The 16,549-nt window shown below is 64.1% G+C and carries 15 protein-coding genes and 1 tRNA gene; 14 read left to right on the top strand and 2 right to left on the bottom strand.

Annotation, left to right across the window (positions count from 1 at the left end; genetic code table 11):
- Window positions 1-5: 5 nt before the first annotated feature.
- Window positions 6-1,679, bottom strand: coding sequence for an electron transfer flavoprotein-ubiquinone oxidoreductase (locus CFB34_RS16625; RefSeq protein ID WP_089439871.1), 1,674 nt, complete (start codon window positions 1,677-1,679; stop codon window positions 6-8).
- A gap of 178 nt (window positions 1,680-1,857) precedes the next feature.
- On the opposite strand from CFB34_RS16625, the gene CFB34_RS16620 reads away from it, so the two are divergent.
- Complete coding sequence (locus tag CFB34_RS16620; RefSeq protein ID WP_089439872.1) at window positions 1,858-2,640, top strand: SDR family oxidoreductase; 783 nt, start codon at window positions 1,858-1,860, stop codon at window positions 2,638-2,640.
- A 32-nt stretch (window positions 2,641-2,672) separates the two neighbouring features.
- Window positions 2,673-3,104, top strand: a complete 432-nt coding sequence (locus CFB34_RS16615) for a thioesterase family protein (protein WP_089439873.1) — start codon at window positions 2,673-2,675, stop codon at window positions 3,102-3,104.
- Between the two features lie 112 nt (window positions 3,105-3,216).
- On the opposite strand, the gene CFB34_RS16610 is transcribed toward CFB34_RS16615, so the two are convergent.
- On the bottom strand, window positions 3,217-3,762 hold the full coding sequence (locus tag CFB34_RS16610) for a LuxR C-terminal-related transcriptional regulator (protein WP_089425197.1): 546 nt from the start codon (window positions 3,760-3,762) through the stop codon (window positions 3,217-3,219).
- A 223-nt stretch (window positions 3,763-3,985) separates the two neighbouring features.
- Between CFB34_RS16610 and CFB34_RS16605 the strand changes: the two genes are divergently transcribed.
- From CFB34_RS16605 to pheT, 12 genes are all read left to right on the top strand, one after another.
- Entirely contained in the window at window positions 3,986-4,690 is a 705-nt protein-coding gene (locus CFB34_RS16605) for a CoA transferase subunit A (RefSeq protein WP_089439874.1), read from the top strand.
- A 1-nt stretch (window position 4,691) separates the two neighbouring features.
- Window positions 4,692-5,333: a CoA transferase subunit B gene (locus CFB34_RS16600; protein WP_089439875.1), complete on the top strand. Its 642-nt coding sequence runs from the start codon at window positions 4,692-4,694 to the stop codon at window positions 5,331-5,333.
- A 200-nt stretch (window positions 5,334-5,533) separates the two neighbouring features.
- On the top strand, window positions 5,534-6,430 hold the full coding sequence (locus CFB34_RS16595) for an alpha/beta hydrolase (RefSeq protein ID WP_089439876.1): 897 nt from the start codon (window positions 5,534-5,536) through the stop codon (window positions 6,428-6,430).
- Window positions 6,431-6,510: 80 nt separating this feature from the next.
- Window positions 6,511-6,864, top strand: a complete 354-nt coding sequence (locus CFB34_RS16590) for a RidA family protein (protein ID WP_027784253.1) — start codon at window positions 6,511-6,513, stop codon at window positions 6,862-6,864.
- Window positions 6,865-6,908: 44 nt separating this feature from the next.
- On the top strand, window positions 6,909-9,143 hold the full coding sequence (locus CFB34_RS16585) for a bifunctional (p)ppGpp synthetase/guanosine-3',5'-bis(diphosphate) 3'-pyrophosphohydrolase (RefSeq protein WP_089439877.1): 2,235 nt from the start codon (window positions 6,909-6,911) through the stop codon (window positions 9,141-9,143).
- Window positions 9,144-9,230: 87 nt separating this feature from the next.
- Window positions 9,231-9,307 (top strand) — tRNA-Val (locus CFB34_RS16580).
- A gap of 271 nt (window positions 9,308-9,578) precedes the next feature.
- Complete coding sequence (thrS, locus tag CFB34_RS16575) at window positions 9,579-11,486, top strand: threonine--tRNA ligase (RefSeq protein ID WP_089439878.1); 1,908 nt, start codon at window positions 9,579-9,581, stop codon at window positions 11,484-11,486.
- 49 nt (window positions 11,487-11,535) lie between these two features.
- Window positions 11,536-12,060, top strand: a complete 525-nt coding sequence (gene infC, locus CFB34_RS16570) for a translation initiation factor IF-3 (RefSeq protein ID WP_071734130.1) — start codon at window positions 11,536-11,538, stop codon at window positions 12,058-12,060.
- 189 nt (window positions 12,061-12,249) lie between these two features.
- On the top strand, window positions 12,250-12,447 hold the full coding sequence (rpmI, locus tag CFB34_RS16565; protein WP_004191477.1) for a 50S ribosomal protein L35: 198 nt from the start codon (window positions 12,250-12,252) through the stop codon (window positions 12,445-12,447).
- Window positions 12,448-12,476: 29 nt separating this feature from the next.
- Window positions 12,477-12,836 carry a 50S ribosomal protein L20 gene (rplT, locus tag CFB34_RS16560; RefSeq protein WP_004192938.1) on the top strand — a complete coding sequence of 120 codons (360 nt, stop codon included), beginning with the start codon at window positions 12,477-12,479 and terminating at the stop codon, window positions 12,834-12,836.
- A gap of 148 nt (window positions 12,837-12,984) precedes the next feature.
- Entirely contained in the window at window positions 12,985-13,998 is a 1,014-nt protein-coding gene (pheS, locus tag CFB34_RS16555) for a phenylalanine--tRNA ligase subunit alpha (RefSeq protein ID WP_006486107.1), read from the top strand.
- Window positions 13,999-14,094: 96 nt separating this feature from the next.
- Window positions 14,095-16,524 carry a phenylalanine--tRNA ligase subunit beta gene (gene pheT / locus CFB34_RS16550; protein ID WP_089439879.1) on the top strand — a complete coding sequence of 810 codons (2,430 nt, stop codon included), beginning with the start codon at window positions 14,095-14,097 and terminating at the stop codon, window positions 16,522-16,524.
- The last annotated feature ends 25 nt before the right edge of the window (window positions 16,525-16,549 follow it).

Genomic DNA, 16,549 nt, shown 5'->3' with positions numbered 1-16,549 from the left:
GGCCATTACATGTTCGGGTAGTTCGGCCCGCCACCACCTTCCGGCGTCACCCACACGATGTTCTGCGTCGGGTCCTTGATGTCGCAGGTCTTGCAGTGAACGCAGTTCTGCGCGTTGATCACCAGGCGATCGCTGCCGTCGTCGTTCTTCACGAATTCATACACGGCTGCCGGGCAGAAACGGCCCTCCGGCCCCGCGTACGTGCGCAGGTTCACGTTCACCGGCACGCTCGCGTCCTTCAGCGTCAGGTGCGCCGGCTGGTTCTCCTCGTGGTTCGTGTTCGAGATGAACACCGACGACAGACGATCGAACGTCAGCTTGCCGTCCGGCTTCGGATACTCGATCGGCTGGCATTGCGACGCCGGCTTCAGCATCTCGTGATCCGCATGCTTGTGGTGCAGCGTCCACGGCACGTTGCCGCCCATCACCTTCTGCTCGAGCCCGACCATCAGCGTACCGAGGTACAGCCCCTTGGCCATCCACTGCTTGAAGTTGCGCGCGCGGTACAGCTCCGTGTACAGCCACGACTGCTTGAAGGCGTCCGGGTACGCGTTCAGTTCGTCGCTCTGGCGGCCGGCCTGCACCGCGTCGAATGCCGCGTCGGCCGCCAGCATCCCGGTCTTGATCGCCGCATGGCTGCCCTTGATCCGCGATGCGTTCAGGAAGCCCGCGTCGTCGCCGATCAGCGCGCCGCCCGGGAACACCGTCTTCGGCAGCGACAGCAGCCCGCCCGCGGTGATCGCACGCGCGCCGTACGACACGCGCTTGCCGCCTTCCAGGAACGCGCGGATCGACGGGTGCGTCTTGTAGCGCTGGAATTCCTCGAACGGCGACAGGTACGGGTTCGTGTAGCCGAGGCCGACCACGAAGCCGACCACGACCTGGTTGTTGTCCATGTGATACAGGAACGAGCCGCCATACGTATCCGACTTCAGCGGCCAGCCGGCCGTGTGGATCACGAGGCCCGGCTTGTGCTTGGCCGGATCGATCTCCCACAGTTCCTTGATGCCGATCCCGTAGGCCTGCGGATCGGTGTTCGCGTCGAGCTTGAACTTCGAGATCAGCTGGCGGCCGAGGTGGCCGCGGCAGCCTTCGGCGAACAGCGTGTACTTCGCGTGCAGCTCCATGCCGAGCTGGAAGTTCTCGGTCGGCTCCCCGTCCTTGCCCACGCCCATGTTGCCGGTCGCGACGCCTTTGACCGAGCCGTCGTCGTTGTACAGGATCTCAGCGGCCGGGAAGCCCGGGAAGATCTCGACGCCCAGCGCTTCGGCCTGCGCCCCAAGCCAGCGCGTGACGTTGCCCAGCGAAATCACGTAGTTGCCGTGGTTCTGGAAGTTCGCGGGCAGCGCCCAGTTCGGTGTGGTGACCGCGCTCTTCTCGGACAGGAACAGGAAGCGGTCTTCCGTCACCTCGACGTCGAGCGGCGCGCCGCGTTCCTTCCAGTCGGGGAACAGCTCGGTGATCGCGCGCGGGTCCATCACCGCGCCCGACAGGATGTGCGCGCCGATCTCTGAACCCTTCTCGAGCACGCACACGCCGATCTCGGTGCCTTTCTCGGCGGCCAGCTGCTTGAGCCGGATCGCCGCCGACAGCCCGGCGGGGCCGCCGCCGACGATCACGACGTCGTATTCCATCGATTCGCGCGGGCCGTACTGCTCGATGAGGCTTGCGGGGGTCATTGGCGTTCCTCTAACCGTTAGAATGCTTTTATTCGGGAGCGTATTGTCTGCGAAACGAAACGCTTGCCGCAACAGCATGCGGCTAGATTAGCACGATCGTTCTATTTTAGTGCTAGGGTAATGCCGCTCGGGCTGTGCTGCCCGTGGCGGCGAAACGACATCGAAAGGGGAAGTGCAAATGGGTCGGTCGATCAATCTGGAAGGCAAGGTTGCGCTGGTCACGGGCGCATCGAGCGGCCTTGGGCAGCGCTTTGCACAGGTGCTGTCGCAGGCCGGTGCGAAGGTCGTGCTCGCGAGCCGTCGCGTCGAGCGCCTGAAGGAGCTGCGTGCCGAGATCGAGGCGGCGGGCGGCGCCGCGCACGTCGTGTCGCTCGACGTCACCGATGTCCAGAGCATCAAGGCGGCGGTCGCGCACGCGGAGACGGAGGCCGGTACGATCGACATCCTCGTGAACAATTCGGGTGTCTCGACGATGCAGAAGCTCGTCGACGTGACGCCGGAGGATTTCGAGTTCGTATTCGACACCAACACGCGCGGCGCATTTTTCGTTGCGCAGGAAGTCGCGAAGCGGATGATCATGCGCGCGAACGGAAGCGGCAACGGCAAGCCGCCGTGCCGGATCATCAACATTGCGTCGGTGGCCGGCCTGCGCGTGTTTCCGCAGATCGGGCTGTACGCGATGAGCAAGGCCGCGGTCGTGCAGATGACGCGCGCGATGGCGCTCGAATGGGGGCGCCACGGGATCAACGTCAACGCGATCTGTCCGGGCTATATCGATACCGAAATCAATCATTACCTGTGGGAAACCGAGCAGGGCCAGAAGCTGCAGTCGATGCTGCCGCGCCGGCGCGTCGGCAAGCCGCAGGATCTCGACGGGCTGTTGTTGCTGCTCGCGGCCGACGAGTCGCAGTTCATCAATGGCTCGATTATCTCCGCCGATGATGGCTTCGGCCTCGCCTGAGCGGATGACGTACCGCAACAAAGAAGACTGCAATGAGCGATTATTCCCCCGTTTTTGAGATGTCGATGCCGATCCGCTGGGGCGACATGGACGCATTCGGCCATGTAAACAACACGGTCTATTTCCGCTACATGGAGCAGGCGCGGATCTCGTGGTTCGAGGCGCTCGGCATTGCCGGCGGCAACGGCGAGGGGCAGGGGCCCGTCATCGTCACGGCGTCGATGGAATTTCTCAAGCAGCTGCACTATCCGGGCGACGTGATCGCGAAGATGTCGGCTGCGAAACCCGGCCGCAGCAGCTTCGACACCGGTTTCGAACTGACGCGCGCCGACGATCCGCAGCATGTCTATGCGCGCGGCAATGCACGCTGCGTGTGGGTCGACTACGCGCTCGGCAAGTCGGTGCCGCTGCCCCAGTTGCTGCGCGACACGATCGAGCGCGCGCTCGCGGCGAAGGTCGGCTGAGCGTCGAGTCGGCGAGTCCGGGCCGGCACACGGTCGCCGGGGCGGCACGCGATACCCGTTGTTTCCCGAATCGGCCGCCGTGTGCGGCCGATTGTCATCCGGGCGCCGTCACTCACTGCCCGAGCAGGCGCTGCAGCAGCTCCGGCGTATTGTTGGTCCCGTACTTGCGCATCAGCCGTGCGCGGTAGATGTCGACCGTGCGCGAGCTGATGTCCAGCACGCGCCCGATCTGCTTGCTGGTCTTGCCGGTCGCGAGCTGCGCGGCGATCTCGCGCTCGCGCGGGGTCAGTTCGACGGCGACCCGGCGCGTCGCGCTCAAATCCTCGAAGGTCCACACACCCGCCGCAAGCGGGGCGGTGCGATCGATCGCGCGGCCGGTGACGTGGCACCAGAACAGTTCGCCGTCCGCCCGTTTCATGATTCTGTCATCCGAGTAGATGCCGTTCGCGGCCATCACGCGCGCGATGCGCTCGCCGATGCGCTGGAATTCGTCCGTCGACGGGTAGAGCACCTCGTACGACTTCCCGATCAGGTCGGCCCGCGCGCAGCGGAAGATCGACGCGAGCGCGTCGTTGCAGTCCTCGATCACGCGGTCGCGCGACAGCACGAGGCCGAGCGGCGCGAGGTGGAAGGCAGTCTGGTAATCGAGAGCGGGCATGGCGCAGGCAAGCGGAGGCAAACGCTTATGTATTTTTGCGTATTGTGCCGCATCCGCGCCGCATCGTACCCTTTCAGGCATCTCGTGGCGGTTTGCCGCGGCATAAAAACAGCGCGCCTCGACGCAGGCATCGCCGTGCATGCATAGAATGATGCGGCGGGCTTGCGGGCCACGTGGGCGCGTGAACCGGTTTCGCTGGTTTCCATAGAGGAAGGGACAACTGATGAACAAAGTCTATCCAAGCGCGGCTGCCGCGCTGGAAGGGATCGTCCGCGACGGACAGACCTTCGCGGTGGGCGGCTTCGGCCTGTGCGGGATTCCCGAGGCGCTGATCGCGGCGTTGCGCGATACGGGCGTCAAGGGCATCACCTGCATCAGCAACAACGCGGGCGTCGACGGTTTCGGCCTCGGCCTGCTGCTGGAGACGCGCCAGATCAAGAAGATGATCTCGTCGTACGTCGGCGAGAACAAGGAGTTCGAGCGTCAGTACCTGGCCGGCGAACTCGAGCTCGAATTCACGCCGCAAGGCACGCTCGCCGAAAAGCTGCGCGCGGGCGGTGCAGGCATCCCGGCGTTCTTCACGAACACGGGCTACGGCACCGTGATCGCGGAAGGCAAGGAAACGCGCCAGTTCGGCGATCGCCACTACGTGCTCGAGCCGTCGCTGACGGCCGATGTCGCGCTCGTGAAGGCCTGGAAGGCCGACAAGTCGGGCAACCTGATCTTTCGCCGCACCGCGCGCAACTTCAACCCGATGTGCGCGATGGCCGGCAAGATCACCGTCGCCGAGGTCGAGGAGATCGTCGAGAACGGCGCGCTCGATCCGGACCACATCCACACGCCGGGGATTTTCGTGCAGCGCATCGTGCTGAACGCGACGCCCGAAAAACGCATCGAACAACGCGTCGTACGCGCCAAAGGAGACTGACATGGCCTGGAATCGTGACCAGATGGCCGCGCGCGCGGCGAAGGAATTGCAGGACGGCTTCTACGTGAACCTCGGCATCGGCTTGCCGACGCTCGTGGCGAACCACGTGCCGGAAGGTGTCGAGGTGTGGCTGCAGTCGGAGAACGGCCTGCTCGGCATCGGCCCGTCGCCGACCGAAGACGAAGTCGACGCCGATCTCATCAACGCCGGCAAGCAGACCGTCACGACGCTGCCGGGCTCGTCGATCTTCTCGTCGGCCGATTCGTTCGCGATGATCCGCGGCGGCCACATCAACCTGGCGATCCTCGGCGCAATGCAGGTCAGCAAGCAGGGCGACCTCGCGAACTGGATGATCCCCGGCAAGATGATCAAGGGGATGGGCGGCGCGATGGATCTGGTCGCCGGCGTGAAGCGCGTCGTCGTGCTGATGGAGCATGTCGCGAAGGGCGACCAGCACAAGATCCTCGAGGAATGCAACCTGCCGCTGACGGGCGTCGGCGTGGTCGACCTGATCATCACCGATCTCGGCGTGATCGAAGTGACGCCGTCCGGCCTGAAGGTGCTTGAACTCGCCGACGGCGTGAGCGTCGACGAGATCCAGGCGAAGACGGGCGCGCCGCTCGACGTCAGCGCGGTCGCATAAGGTTCCGCGCGTACGCGCAGCTTCGACGCCCCGCATGCCGGACGACGGCATGCGGGGCGTTTGCCATGGTGTCCTCCGTCCGGCCGATTGTCGGGTGCCCGGCGAGCGGACCCGTGCGGCTGAAGCGGTTTACAATCGTTTGCATCGGGCGTCGCATGCGTTGCCCTGCGCGTCGCCCCCCGTTCGACAGGATGCCAACGATGCCAACGACCCCAGCGAATTCCCAGGTTCCTCGCCAGCGGCGCGTGCAGTGTGCGAGCGCGGCCGGCCTTCACCACGTCGCCTATACCGAGTGGGGCGATCCCGCCAACCCGCGCGTGCTGGTCTGCATGCATGGCCTGACCCGTTCCGGGCGCGATTTCGACCGGCTCGCCGCGGCGCTGTCCGATACGTATCGCGTCGTCTGCCCCGATGTCGTCGGGCGCGGCCAGTCGGATTGGCTCGCCGATCCGCGGCTCTATGCGATCCCGCAATACGTGTCCGACATGGTGACGCTGATCGCGCGGCTCGACGTCGAATCGGTCGACTGGTTCGGTACGTCGATGGGCGGGTTGATCGGCATGGCGTTCGCGGGGCTACCGGGTTCGCCGCTGCGCCGGATGATCGTCAACGACGTCGGCCCGCGCATCGAACCCGAGTCGCTCACGCGCATCGGCGAATATCTCGGCGTGCAGCCGCGCTTTGCGACCCGGCAGGAGGGCATCGACTATCTGACGTCGCTGTCGCTGCCGTTCGGGGCGCTGACCGCCGACGAATGGCGCGAGATCAACGGGCCGCTGCTGCGCGAGCTGCCCGAAGGGGGCTGGACGGTTCGCTACGATCCGCGCATCGCCGAACCGTTCAAGGCGACGACGCCCGAATTGGCGGCGCTCGGCGAGGCCGCGCTGTGGCACGCGATCGAGACGACGAACGCATCGTTGCTGGTCGTGCGAGGCGAGACGTCCGACCTGCTGTCGCGCGAGACGGTGGCCGAGATGGAGCGTCGCGGCCGGCATGTGACCCATGCCGAGATTCCAGGGGCGGGCCACGCGCCGGCGTTCATCGACGCAAGCCAGATTGCGCTCGCGCGGCGGTTTTTCGTCGAAGGCGGCGCATAAACGCGTCATAATATGCGGTTCGACGGCACGCGGGCCGTGCCGCCGCCCGAATCTCCATCCACTCACGACCGGAACATTCCATGGCAGTCATTCGTCACCACGTCGGGGCCCGTCTCTCCGAAACCGCGATCCACAACGGTACCGTGTATCTGGCCGGCCAGATCGCCGAAGACACCACGCAGGACATCAGGGGCCAGACGCGCGAAGTGCTCGGCCACATCGATCGCCTGCTCGCCGAAGCGAATAGCGACAAGGCGCATCTGCTGTCGGTTCAGATCTACATCTCGGATCTGGCGAACTTCGAAGGCATGAATGCGGAGTGGGATGCATGGGTCGCGCAGGGCAACACGCCGCCGCGCGCCACCGTCGAGGCGAAGCTCGCGGATCCCGCGCTGCTCGTCGAGATCGTGGTCGTCGCCGCGCAGCGGAGCTGAACTGAACGTCACCCGACGATGATCGCATTTCGCCAGGCCGAGCAATGACCGAGTCCGTTTCCGCCTCCCCCGTCGCGGCGCCGTCGTTCGATGACGTGCTCGCGTTCGTGCGCGAGCGGGCCGGCGACGTGCGCCTGTCGTCGGGCGAACTGCTTGCGGATCACTCGGCGGGCACGGCGTCGATCATGCGCACGCTGAATGTCGATCCGTCCGCGATGCAGGCGGCCGCGCTGTTCGTGCTGACGCCGCACCTGAGCGACCCCGAGCGCGAACTCACCGAGCGTTTCGGCGACGAAGTGGCGCGGCTCGTGTCCGACGTGCGCAAGCTGTTGCGGCTCGGTACCGTCAGCCTGCGTGCCGCGCAGAACGCGGGGGCCGACGCCGGGCGCGATGCGGCCGAAGAGCGGCGCACGCAGATCGAGGCGCTGCGCAAGATGCTGCTGGCGTTCGCACAGGACATCCGCGTCGTGCTGATCCGGCTCGCGTCGCGCTTGCAGTCGCTGCGCTACTACGCGGCCGCGAAGATCGACCCGCCGCCCGACGTCGCGCGCGAGACGCTCGAGATCTACGCGCCGCTCGCGAACCGTCTCGGCATCTGGCAGTTGAAGTGGGAGCTCGAGGATCTCGCGTTCCGCTTCGAGGATCCCGTCACCTACAAGCGGATCGCGAAGCTGCTCGACGAGAAACGCATCGAGCGCGAAGCGTACGTCACGCAGGCGATCGACCGGTTGCAGCAAGAGCTGGCGGATGCGCACATCCAGGCCGACGTGAGCGGCCGGCCGAAGCATATCTACAGCATCTGGCGCAAGATGCGCGGCAAGGAACTCGACTTCTCCGAGCTGTACGACGTGCGCGCGTTTCGCGTGATCGTGCCGGACATCAAGGATTGCTACGCGGTGCTCGGCATCGTGCATCACCTGTGGCAGCCGGTGCCGAAGGAATTCGACGACTACATCTCGCGGCCGAAGCCGAACGGCTACAAGTCGCTGCACACGGTCGTGATCGGCGACGATGGCCGTGCGTTCGAAGTGCAGATCCGCACGCAGGAGATGCACCGTTTCGCCGAGTACGGCGTCGCCGCCCACTGGCGCTACAAGGAAGCCGGCGCGCGCGGCTACGGCGGCCAGTTCTCGGCAAGCGACAAGTACGACGAGAAGATTGCATGGCTGCGCCAGCTGCTCGCGTGGAAGGATGACGTCGAGGACGGCGCGGAAAAGTCCGGCGACAAGGCGTGGGCGCAATTGCGCGAGACGTCGCTCGACGACGATCACATCTACGTACTGACGCCGCAGGCGCGCGTGATCGCGTTGCCGCAGGGCGCGACGCCGGTCGATTTCGCATATCACCTGCACAGCGAGCTGGGTCATCGCTGCCGTGGCGCCCGCGTCGACGGCGCGATGGTGCCGCTCAATACGCCGCTCGCAAACGGCCAGACGGTCGAGATCGTCGCGGTGAAGGAGGGCGGGCCGTCGCGCGACTGGCTGAACCTGCAGCTCGGCTATTTGAAGAGCCCGCGCGCGCGTCAGAAAGTGCGGGCCTGGTTCAACTCGATCGAGCAGGAAGAAAACGTCGCGCATGGCCGCGCGCTCGTCGAAAAGACGCTGCAACGCGAGGGCAAGACGTCGGTCAGCCTGGATAATCTCGCCGCGAAGCTCGGCTTCAAGTCGCCCGAGGAGTTGTTCTCGGTCGTCGGCAAGGAAGAGTTCAGCCTGCGCAATGTCGAGCACGCGCTGTCCGATGCGCCGCCGCCCGAACCGGCGCCCGAGGCGCCTGCCGATTTCGAGAAGCGCAGCAGCGGCGCGAGCGTGGCGCATGGCGCGTCGACCGGTGTGCTGGTCGTGGGCGTCGACGCGCTGCTGACCCAGCTCGCGCGCTGCTGCCGTCCGGCGCCGCCCGATCCGATCAGCGGTTTCGTCACGCGCGGCAAAGGGATGTCGATCCACCGCACCGATTGCCCGACGTTCCGCCGGATGGTCGAGCGCGCGCCGGAGCGCGTGCTGCAGACGACCTGGTCGGCCGACGTGCTCGGCGGGCGCGGTGCGTCCGTCTATCCGGTCGACCTGATGATCGAGGCGAGCGACCGGCAAGGGTTGCTGCGCGACATCTCCGAAGTGTTTGCGCGCGAGAAGATGAACGTCGTGGGCGTGAAGACGCAGAGCCGCCGCAATGCGGCATTCATGCAGTTCACGGTCGAGGTGTCGAATTCGGCGCAGGTGCAGCGCGCGTGCACGCTGCTCGGCGAGGTGCAGGGCGTCGTGCGGGCGGGGCGAAAGGCCTGATGTGGGGTTCGAACACCGTTATTTTGCTGCGACCGCATAAAAATACTTGCCAAGCGGGTAAGGGCTCCATATAATCTTAGCTTCACTAGGCTCGTAGCTCAGCTGGTTAGAGCACCACCTTGACATGGTGGGGGTCGTTGGTTCGAGTCCAATCGAGCCTACCAACGAATTGAGAATGCCCGCTTGCCGGGTGTTCGATGCAGCAAATAACTCAACGCGAACAAGGCGAATACGGTTATGGCACCGCGAACGTTGACCGAAACTTTTTCGGAGCGACGCTAGTCGAGGAACCCTTTCGCCCTTTCAGTTTGAGTGAAGTATCGAATGCGGCCCCTCGAAAGCGGGGCCGCATTTTTTTTGTCGTGAAATTTTCCCGCGTGATTTTTATATCGCGTACCTGGTCTGCCGCCCACTGTCGGCATCACGGAGATTGCTATGGTTTCGATACGCTTGCCTGACGGCTCAGTTCGACAATACGAGCATCCGGTGACAGTTGCCGAGGTTGCAGCCTCGATCGGTCCCGGCCTTGCGAAGGCTGCGCTTGGTGGCAAGCTCGATGGCGAGCTCGTCGATACGTCGGCCGTGATCGACCGCGACGCGTCCCTCGCGATCGTGACCGACAAGGACGCCGACGGCCTCGACATCATCCGTCACTCGACGGCGCACTTGCTCGCGTACGCGGTGAAGGAACTGTATCCGGACGCGCAGGTGACGATCGGCCCGGTGATCGACAACGGTTTCTATTACGACTTCTCGTATAACCGCCCGTTTACGCCCGAAGATCTGGAAAAGATCGAAAAGCGCATGCAGGAGCTCGCGAAGAAGGACGAGCCCGTGACGCGCCGAGTCGTGTCGCGTGACGAAGCGGCGGGCTACTTCCGCAGCATCGGCGAGAAGTACAAGGCCGAGATCATCGAGTCGATTCCGCAAAGCGACGAAATCAAGCTGTATTCGCACGGCGGCTTTACCGATCTGTGCCGCGGCCCGCACGTGCCGTCCACCGGCAAGCTGAAGGTCTTCAAGCTGATGAAGGTCGCCGGCGCGTACTGGCGCGGCGATTCGAAGAACGAGCAGCTGCAGCGCATCTACGGCACGGCCTGGACGAAGAAGGAAGACCAGGACCAGTACCTGCACATGCTCGAGGAAGCGGAAAAGCGCGACCACCGCAAGCTCGGCAAGCAGCTCGACCTGTTCCACATGCAGGAAGAGTCGCCGGGCATGGTGTTCTGGCATCCGAAGGGCTGGGCGCTGTGGCAGCAGGTCGAGCAGTACATGCGCCGCCGCGTGAACGAAGCCGGCTACCTCGAGATCAAGACGCCGATGATCATGGACCGCTCGCTGTGGGAAGCGTCGGGTCACTGGCAGAACTACCGCGAGAACATGTTCACGACGGAGTCGGAGAAGCGCGACTACGCGATCAAGCCGATGAACTGCCCGGGTCACGTCCAGGTGTTCAAGCACGGCCTGCGCTCGTACCGCGACCTGCCGCTGCGTTACGCGGAATTCGGTTCGTGCCACCGCAACGAGGCGTCGGGCGCGCTGCACGGCCTGATGCGCGTGCGCGGCTTCGTGCAGGACGATGCGCACATCTTCTGTACGGAAGACCAGTTCATCTCGGAATCGATCGCGTTCAACACGCTGGCGATGAGCGTGTACAAGGACTTCGGTTTCGATCACATCGACATCAAGCTGTCGCTGCGCCCGGAGCAGCGCGCGGGTACGGACGAAACCTGGGATCGCGCCGAGCAGGGCCTGCGCGACGCGCTGACGGCGTGCGGCCTCACGTGGGAAGAGCTGCCGGGTGAAGGCGCGTTCTACGGTCCGAAGATCGAGTACCACATCAAGGATGCGCTCGGCCGTTCGTGGCAGTGCGGCACGCTGCAGCTCGACATGGTGCTGCCGGAGCGCCTCGGCGCCGAGTATGTCGCGGATGACAGCAGCCGTCGCCGTCCGGTGATGCTGCACCGTGCGATCGTCGGTTCGATGGAGCGTTTCCTCGGCATTTTGATCGAGCACCACGCTGGTGCGATGCCGGCCTGGCTCGCGCCGTTCCAGGCAGTTGTGCTCAATATCGCCGAAAGTCAGGCCGAATATGCGCAATCTCTGGCCCAATCGTTGCAAAAACAAGGGGTTAGAGTGACGGCCGATTTGCGCAATGAGAAGATTAGCTATAAAATACGCGAGCACACGCTGGAAAAGGTGCCTTATCTCCTCGTCGTGGGGGACAAGGAGCGTGATGCGCAAACGGTAGCCGTGCGTGCCCGTGGCGGCGTCGATCTTGGCGTGATGCCGGTCGAAGCCTTCGTTGAGCGTCTGCAGGAAGACCTGCGCTCGTTCAAGTAACCGCCCTGGCAGCGCGGCTCGTTTTTTTAATTTTTAGAGGAAACGTAACATCGCTACTGATAAGTCGTCGCACCGCATCAACGGTGAAATCACTGCGCCGGAAGTGCGCCTGGTCGGGATCGAGAACGAACCGCTCGGTATCGTAAAACTCGCTGATGCTTTCCGTAAATCGGAAGAACTGGATGTTGACCTGGTGGAAATCGCGCCGCAAGCGGTTCCCCCGGTTTGCCGTCTGATGGATTACGGCAAGTTCAAGTACCAGGAGTCGAAGAAGCAGCACGAAGCGAAGCTGAAGCAGAAGGTCATCCAGGTCAAGGAAGTCAAGTTCCGCCCGGGTACCGATGACGGTGACTACAACGTCAAGCTCCGCAATCTCGTGCGCTTCCTCGAAGAAGGCGACAAGACGAAGATCACGTTGCGTTTCCGCGGCCGCGAAATGGCTCACCAGGAAATCGGTATGCGGATGCTTGAGCGTCTGCGCACGGATCTCGAGGAAGTCGGCCAGGTCGAGCAGATGCCGAAGATGGAAGGGCGCCAGATGATCATGGTGCTCTCGCCGAAGAAAAAGAAGTAACGGGCCCGCGCGCGTCGCGCGCAGGTTCGCAGAGGTTCGGCGCGTTGCCCGGTCAGGGCGGCGCGCCAGCAATGACGGCGGCTGCGCAAGCGGTTTGCCGTACACAAGTGGACTGGGTTTCGAAGGGCGGGTCAAGGGCGCAAGCCAACCGCACACCCATCGCCATCTAATAAACTGGAGTTGTTCGTCATGCCTAAGATGAAGACCAAGAAGAGTGCTGCAAAGCGCTTCGTGGTGCGTCCGGGCGGTACCGTCAAGCGCGGTCAAGCCTTCAAGCGTCACATCCTGACCAAGAAAACCACGAAGAACAAGCGTCACCTGCGCGGCGCAACGGCAGTTCATGATTCCGATCTGAACTCCGTCCGCGCGATGCTGCCGTTCGCGTAACCCCTAACTGATACTCTAAGGAGAGAAACATGCCTCGAGTCAAACGTGGGGTAACCGCACGGGCCCGCCACAAGAAGATCATCAACCTGGCCAAGGGTTATCGCGGCCGCCGCAATAACGTCTACCGCATCGCCAAGCAGGCGGTGATGCGCGCTGGTCAGTACGCGTACCGCGATCGCCGCAACAAGAAGCGTGTGTTCCGCGCACTGTGGATCACGCGTATCAACGCGGCAGTTCGCCAGCACGACATGACCTACAGCGTGTTCATCAACGGCCTGAAGAAGGCGTCGATCGAACTCGACCGTAAGGTTCTGGCCGACATGGCGGTGTTCGACAAGGCTGCTTTTGCTGCGATCGTCAAGCAGGTGAAAGCCGCCGTTGCAGCCTAATTGCGAAATTAGCACTGCGTGGTTAGTTGCAGCGAGGTTCCGGTAGTCTCGGCCGCTGCAGCGAAAACGGGGCTCTTCCGAGCCCCTTTTTTGTTTGGTGGGCGATTTCGCTCACCAAGACCGAATGACGTTGGAAATGATGGGATCTATGGATCTGGACCAGATTGTCGCCGACGCGCAGCAGTCCTTCGAACAGGCTGCCGACATCACCACGCTCGAAAACGAGAAAGCACGATTTCTCGGCAAGTCGGGTGCGCTGACCGAGTTGCTGAAGGGCCTCGGCAAGCTCGATCCCGAAGCACGCAAGACCGAAGGCGCACGCATCAACGTCGCGAAGCAGCAGGTTGAAGCCGCGCTGACCGCCCGTCGCCAGGCACTGGCCGACGCGCTACTGAATCAGCGCCTCACTGCCGAAGCGATCGACGTGACGTTGCCGGGCCGCGGCGCCGGTGCAGGCAGCCTGCACCCCGTGATGCGCACGTGGGAGCGTGTCGAACAGATTTTCGGCTCGATCGGTTTCGATGTGGCCGACGGCCCCGAAATCGAGACCGACTGGTACAACTTCACGTCGCTGAACAGCCCGGAGAACCATCCGGCGCGTTCGATGCAGGACACCTTCTACGTCGAAGGCAAGGATGCCGACGGCCGCCAGCTGCTGCTGCGCACGCACACGAGCCCGATGCAGGTGCGTTACGCGCGCATGAACCGTCCGCCGATCAAGGTGATCGCGCCGGGCCGCACGTATCGCGTCGACAGCGATGCGACCCACTCGCCGATGTTCAATCAGGTCGAGGGGCTGTGGATCGACGAAAACATCAGCTTCGCCGACCTCAAGGGCGTCTATACCGACTTCCTGAAAAAATTCTTCGAGCGCGACGACATTCTCGTGCGCTTCCGTCCGTCGTATTTCCCGTTCACGGAACCGTCGGCCGAGATCGACATGATGTTCGAGCAAGGCAAGAACGCCGGCAAGTGGCTCGAGATCTCCGGTTCGGGGCAGGTGCATCCGACCGTGATTCGCAACATGGGCCTCGATCCCGAGCGCTACATCGGCTTTGCGTTCGGCAGCGGCCTCGAGCGCCTGACGATGCTGCGCTACGGCGTCCAGGATCTCCGGCTGTTCTTCGAGAACGACCTGCGTTTCCTGCGCCAGTTCGCGTAACGCCGCGCGCCGCGCCGACCTGTGCCCGTGCACGCCCCGACGGACATTTCCGAGGGGCCCGGGCGTCGATCTAACCTGTTTCGAACGTAGACATCCATGCAATTCCCTGAATCCTGGTTGAGAACCTTTGTCGACCCGCAGCTGACGACCGACGAACTGTCGCACGCGCTGACGATGGCGGGGCTTGAAGTCGAATCGCTGAGCAAGGCTGCGCCGCCGACGTCGAAGATCGTCGTCGGCCGCGTGCTCGAAGTCGTCAAGCATCCGGATGCGGACAAGCTCAATGTCTGCCAGGTCGACGCCGGCACCGGCGCGACGCTGAATATCGTCTGCGGCGCACCGAACGTCGCGCCCGGCATCAAGGTGCCGGTCGCGCTGGTCGGCGCGGAACTGCCGCCGGCAGAAGAGGGCGGCAAGCCGTTCGCGATCAAGCTGTCGAAGCTGCGCGGCGTGGAGAGCCAGGGGATGCTGTGCTCGGCACGCGAGCTGAAGCTTTCCGAGGACCACAGCGGCCTGATGGTGCTGCCGGAAGACACGCCGGTCGGCCAGGACATCCGCGAGACGCTCAATCTCGACGACACGATCTTCGAAATCAAGCTGACGCCGAACAAGGCCGATTGCCTGTCCGTGTTCGGCATCGCGCGCGAGACGGCTGCGATCACCGGCGCACCACTGACGCCGGTCGACATCCGCCCGGTGCGCGTCGAACTCGACGAAACGCTGCCGGTGCGCATTGCCGCGCCCGATCTGTGCGGCCGCTTCTCGGGTCGCGTGATCCGCGGCGTGAACGCGCATGCGAAGACCCCGCAGTGGATGGTCGAGCGCCTCGAGCGTTCCGGCCAGCGCAGCGTGTCGGCGCTCGTCGACATCTCGAACTACGTGATGTTCGAGCTCGGCCGCCCGTCGCACGTGTTCGATCTCGACAAGATCCACGGCGGCATCGAAGTGCGCTGGGGCAAGCGCGGCGAATCGCTGAAGCTGCTCAACGGCAACACGGTCGAACTCGACGAAACGGTCGGCGTGATTTCGGACGACCGTCAGGTCGAAAGCCTGGCCGGCATCATGGGCGGTGACAGCACGGCCGTCACGCTCGATACGACCAACATCTATCTGGAAGCCGCATTCTGGTGGCCGGACAGCATCCGCGGCCGCGCGCGCAAGTACAACTTCTCGACCGATGCGGCGCATCGCTTCGAGCGCGGCGTCGACTACGCGACGACCGTCGAGCACGTCGAGCGCATCACGCAACTGATTCTCGAGATCTGCGGCGGCAAGGCCGGCCCGGTCGACGATCAGTCCGTGAACCTGCCGCAGCGCGCGCCGGTGAAGATGCGCGTGTCGCGCGCGAACCGCATCATCGGCGTGCAGATCGGCGCCGACGAGATCGCCAGCATCTTCACGCGCCTCGGGCTGCCGTTCGAGCGTGAAGACGACGCATTCCTCGTCACGCCGCCGTCGCATCGCTTCGACATCGAGATCGAGGAAGACCTGATCGAGGAAGTGGCCCGCATCTACGGCTTCGAAAAGATCCCGGCGCGTCCGCCGGTCGCGACGAGCGAAATGCGCGCGACCAACGAGACGCGGCGCTCGATCCACGACATCCGTCACGCGCTCGCCGCGCGCGACTATGCGGAAACCGTCAACTTCAGCTTCGTCGATGCGGAGTGGGAGCAGGATTTCGCAGGCAACGACCAACCCATCCGTCTGCTGAACCCGATCGCGAGCCAGCTGTCGGTGATGCGCACGACGCTGTTCGGCAGCCTGATTTCCGTGCTGCGCCACAACCTGAACCGCCGCGCGGATCGCGTGCGCGTGTTCGAGGCCGGCCGCGTGTTCCTCACCGATACGGCGGCGAAGGCCGGCGAGCTGACGGTCGAGGGCTACGTGCAGCCGAAGCGCGTCGGTGCGCTTGCGTACGGTCCGGCGCTCGACGAGCAATGGGGCACGGCAACCCGCGCGGTCGATTTCTTCGACGTGAAGGGCGATCTCGAGGCACTGCTCGCGCCCGCAACCGCACGCTTCGTGAAGGCGGAGCATCCGGCCCTCCATCCGGGCCGCAGCGCGCGCATCGAAGTCGATGGCCGTGCGGTCGGCTGGATCGGCGAACTGCACCCGCGCCTGATGCAGAAGTACGAGCTGCCGCACGCGCCGGTGATGTTCGAGGTGGACGCGGACGCGCTGATTGCACGTGCGTTGCCCGCGCCGACCGACGTATCGAAATTCCCGCCGGTTCGTCGCGATATCGCCGTTGTCGTCGATCAGGCGGTCGAGGTTCAGGCACTTTTCGACGAAATGAAGAAGGCGCTTGCCGAAGAGGCCTGCCGATTCGTTCAGAAGGTTGTACTCTTCGACGAATTTCGTGCAAAATCAAACACTTCCGGTGGTCTTGCCGCGCACGAGAAGAGCCTTGCCTTCCGCGTGACGCTGCAGGACGCGGCTGGCACGCTACAGGACGAGGTCGTCGATCAGGCGATCCAGACGCTGGTCGAGCGGATGGCTCGTGCCGGTGCGCGCCTGCGCGGCTAAGGAGGAGGTCCGCCCGCTCGCGGGC

The sequence above is a fragment of the Burkholderia sp. HI4860 genome, assembly GCF_002223045.2.
Classification (GTDB): Bacteria; Pseudomonadota; Gammaproteobacteria; order Burkholderiales; family Burkholderiaceae; genus Burkholderia.
The sequence above is the reverse complement of the archived record's forward strand: the minus strand, read 5'-3'. Positions and strand labels throughout refer to the sequence as shown.

Coding starts and splice junctions, on each gene's coding strand:
- CFB34_RS16625 (WP_089439871.1), bottom strand. CDS start 1,679: ATGACCCCCGCAAGCCTCATCGAGCAGTACGGCCCGCGCGAATCGATG.
- CFB34_RS16620 (WP_089439872.1), top strand. CDS start 1,858: ATGGGTCGGTCGATCAATCTGGAAGGCAAGGTTGCGCTGGTCACGGGC.
- CFB34_RS16615 (WP_089439873.1), top strand. CDS start 2,673: ATGAGCGATTATTCCCCCGTTTTTGAGATGTCGATGCCGATCCGCTGG.
- CFB34_RS16610 (WP_089425197.1), bottom strand. CDS start 3,762: ATGCCCGCTCTCGATTACCAGACTGCCTTCCACCTCGCGCCGCTCGGC.
- CFB34_RS16605 (WP_089439874.1), top strand. CDS start 3,986: ATGAACAAAGTCTATCCAAGCGCGGCTGCCGCGCTGGAAGGGATCGTC.
- CFB34_RS16600 (WP_089439875.1), top strand. CDS start 4,692: ATGGCCTGGAATCGTGACCAGATGGCCGCGCGCGCGGCGAAGGAATTG.
- CFB34_RS16595 (WP_089439876.1), top strand. CDS start 5,534: ATGCCAACGACCCCAGCGAATTCCCAGGTTCCTCGCCAGCGGCGCGTG.
- CFB34_RS16590 (WP_027784253.1), top strand. CDS start 6,511: ATGGCAGTCATTCGTCACCACGTCGGGGCCCGTCTCTCCGAAACCGCG.
- CFB34_RS16585 (WP_089439877.1), top strand. CDS start 6,909: ATGACCGAGTCCGTTTCCGCCTCCCCCGTCGCGGCGCCGTCGTTCGAT.
- thrS (WP_089439878.1), top strand. CDS start 9,579: ATGGTTTCGATACGCTTGCCTGACGGCTCAGTTCGACAATACGAGCAT.
- rpmI (WP_004191477.1), top strand. CDS start 12,250: ATGCCTAAGATGAAGACCAAGAAGAGTGCTGCAAAGCGCTTCGTGGTG.
- rplT (WP_004192938.1), top strand. CDS start 12,477: ATGCCTCGAGTCAAACGTGGGGTAACCGCACGGGCCCGCCACAAGAAG.
- pheS (WP_006486107.1), top strand. CDS start 12,985: ATGGATCTGGACCAGATTGTCGCCGACGCGCAGCAGTCCTTCGAACAG.
- pheT (WP_089439879.1), top strand. CDS start 14,095: ATGCAATTCCCTGAATCCTGGTTGAGAACCTTTGTCGACCCGCAGCTG.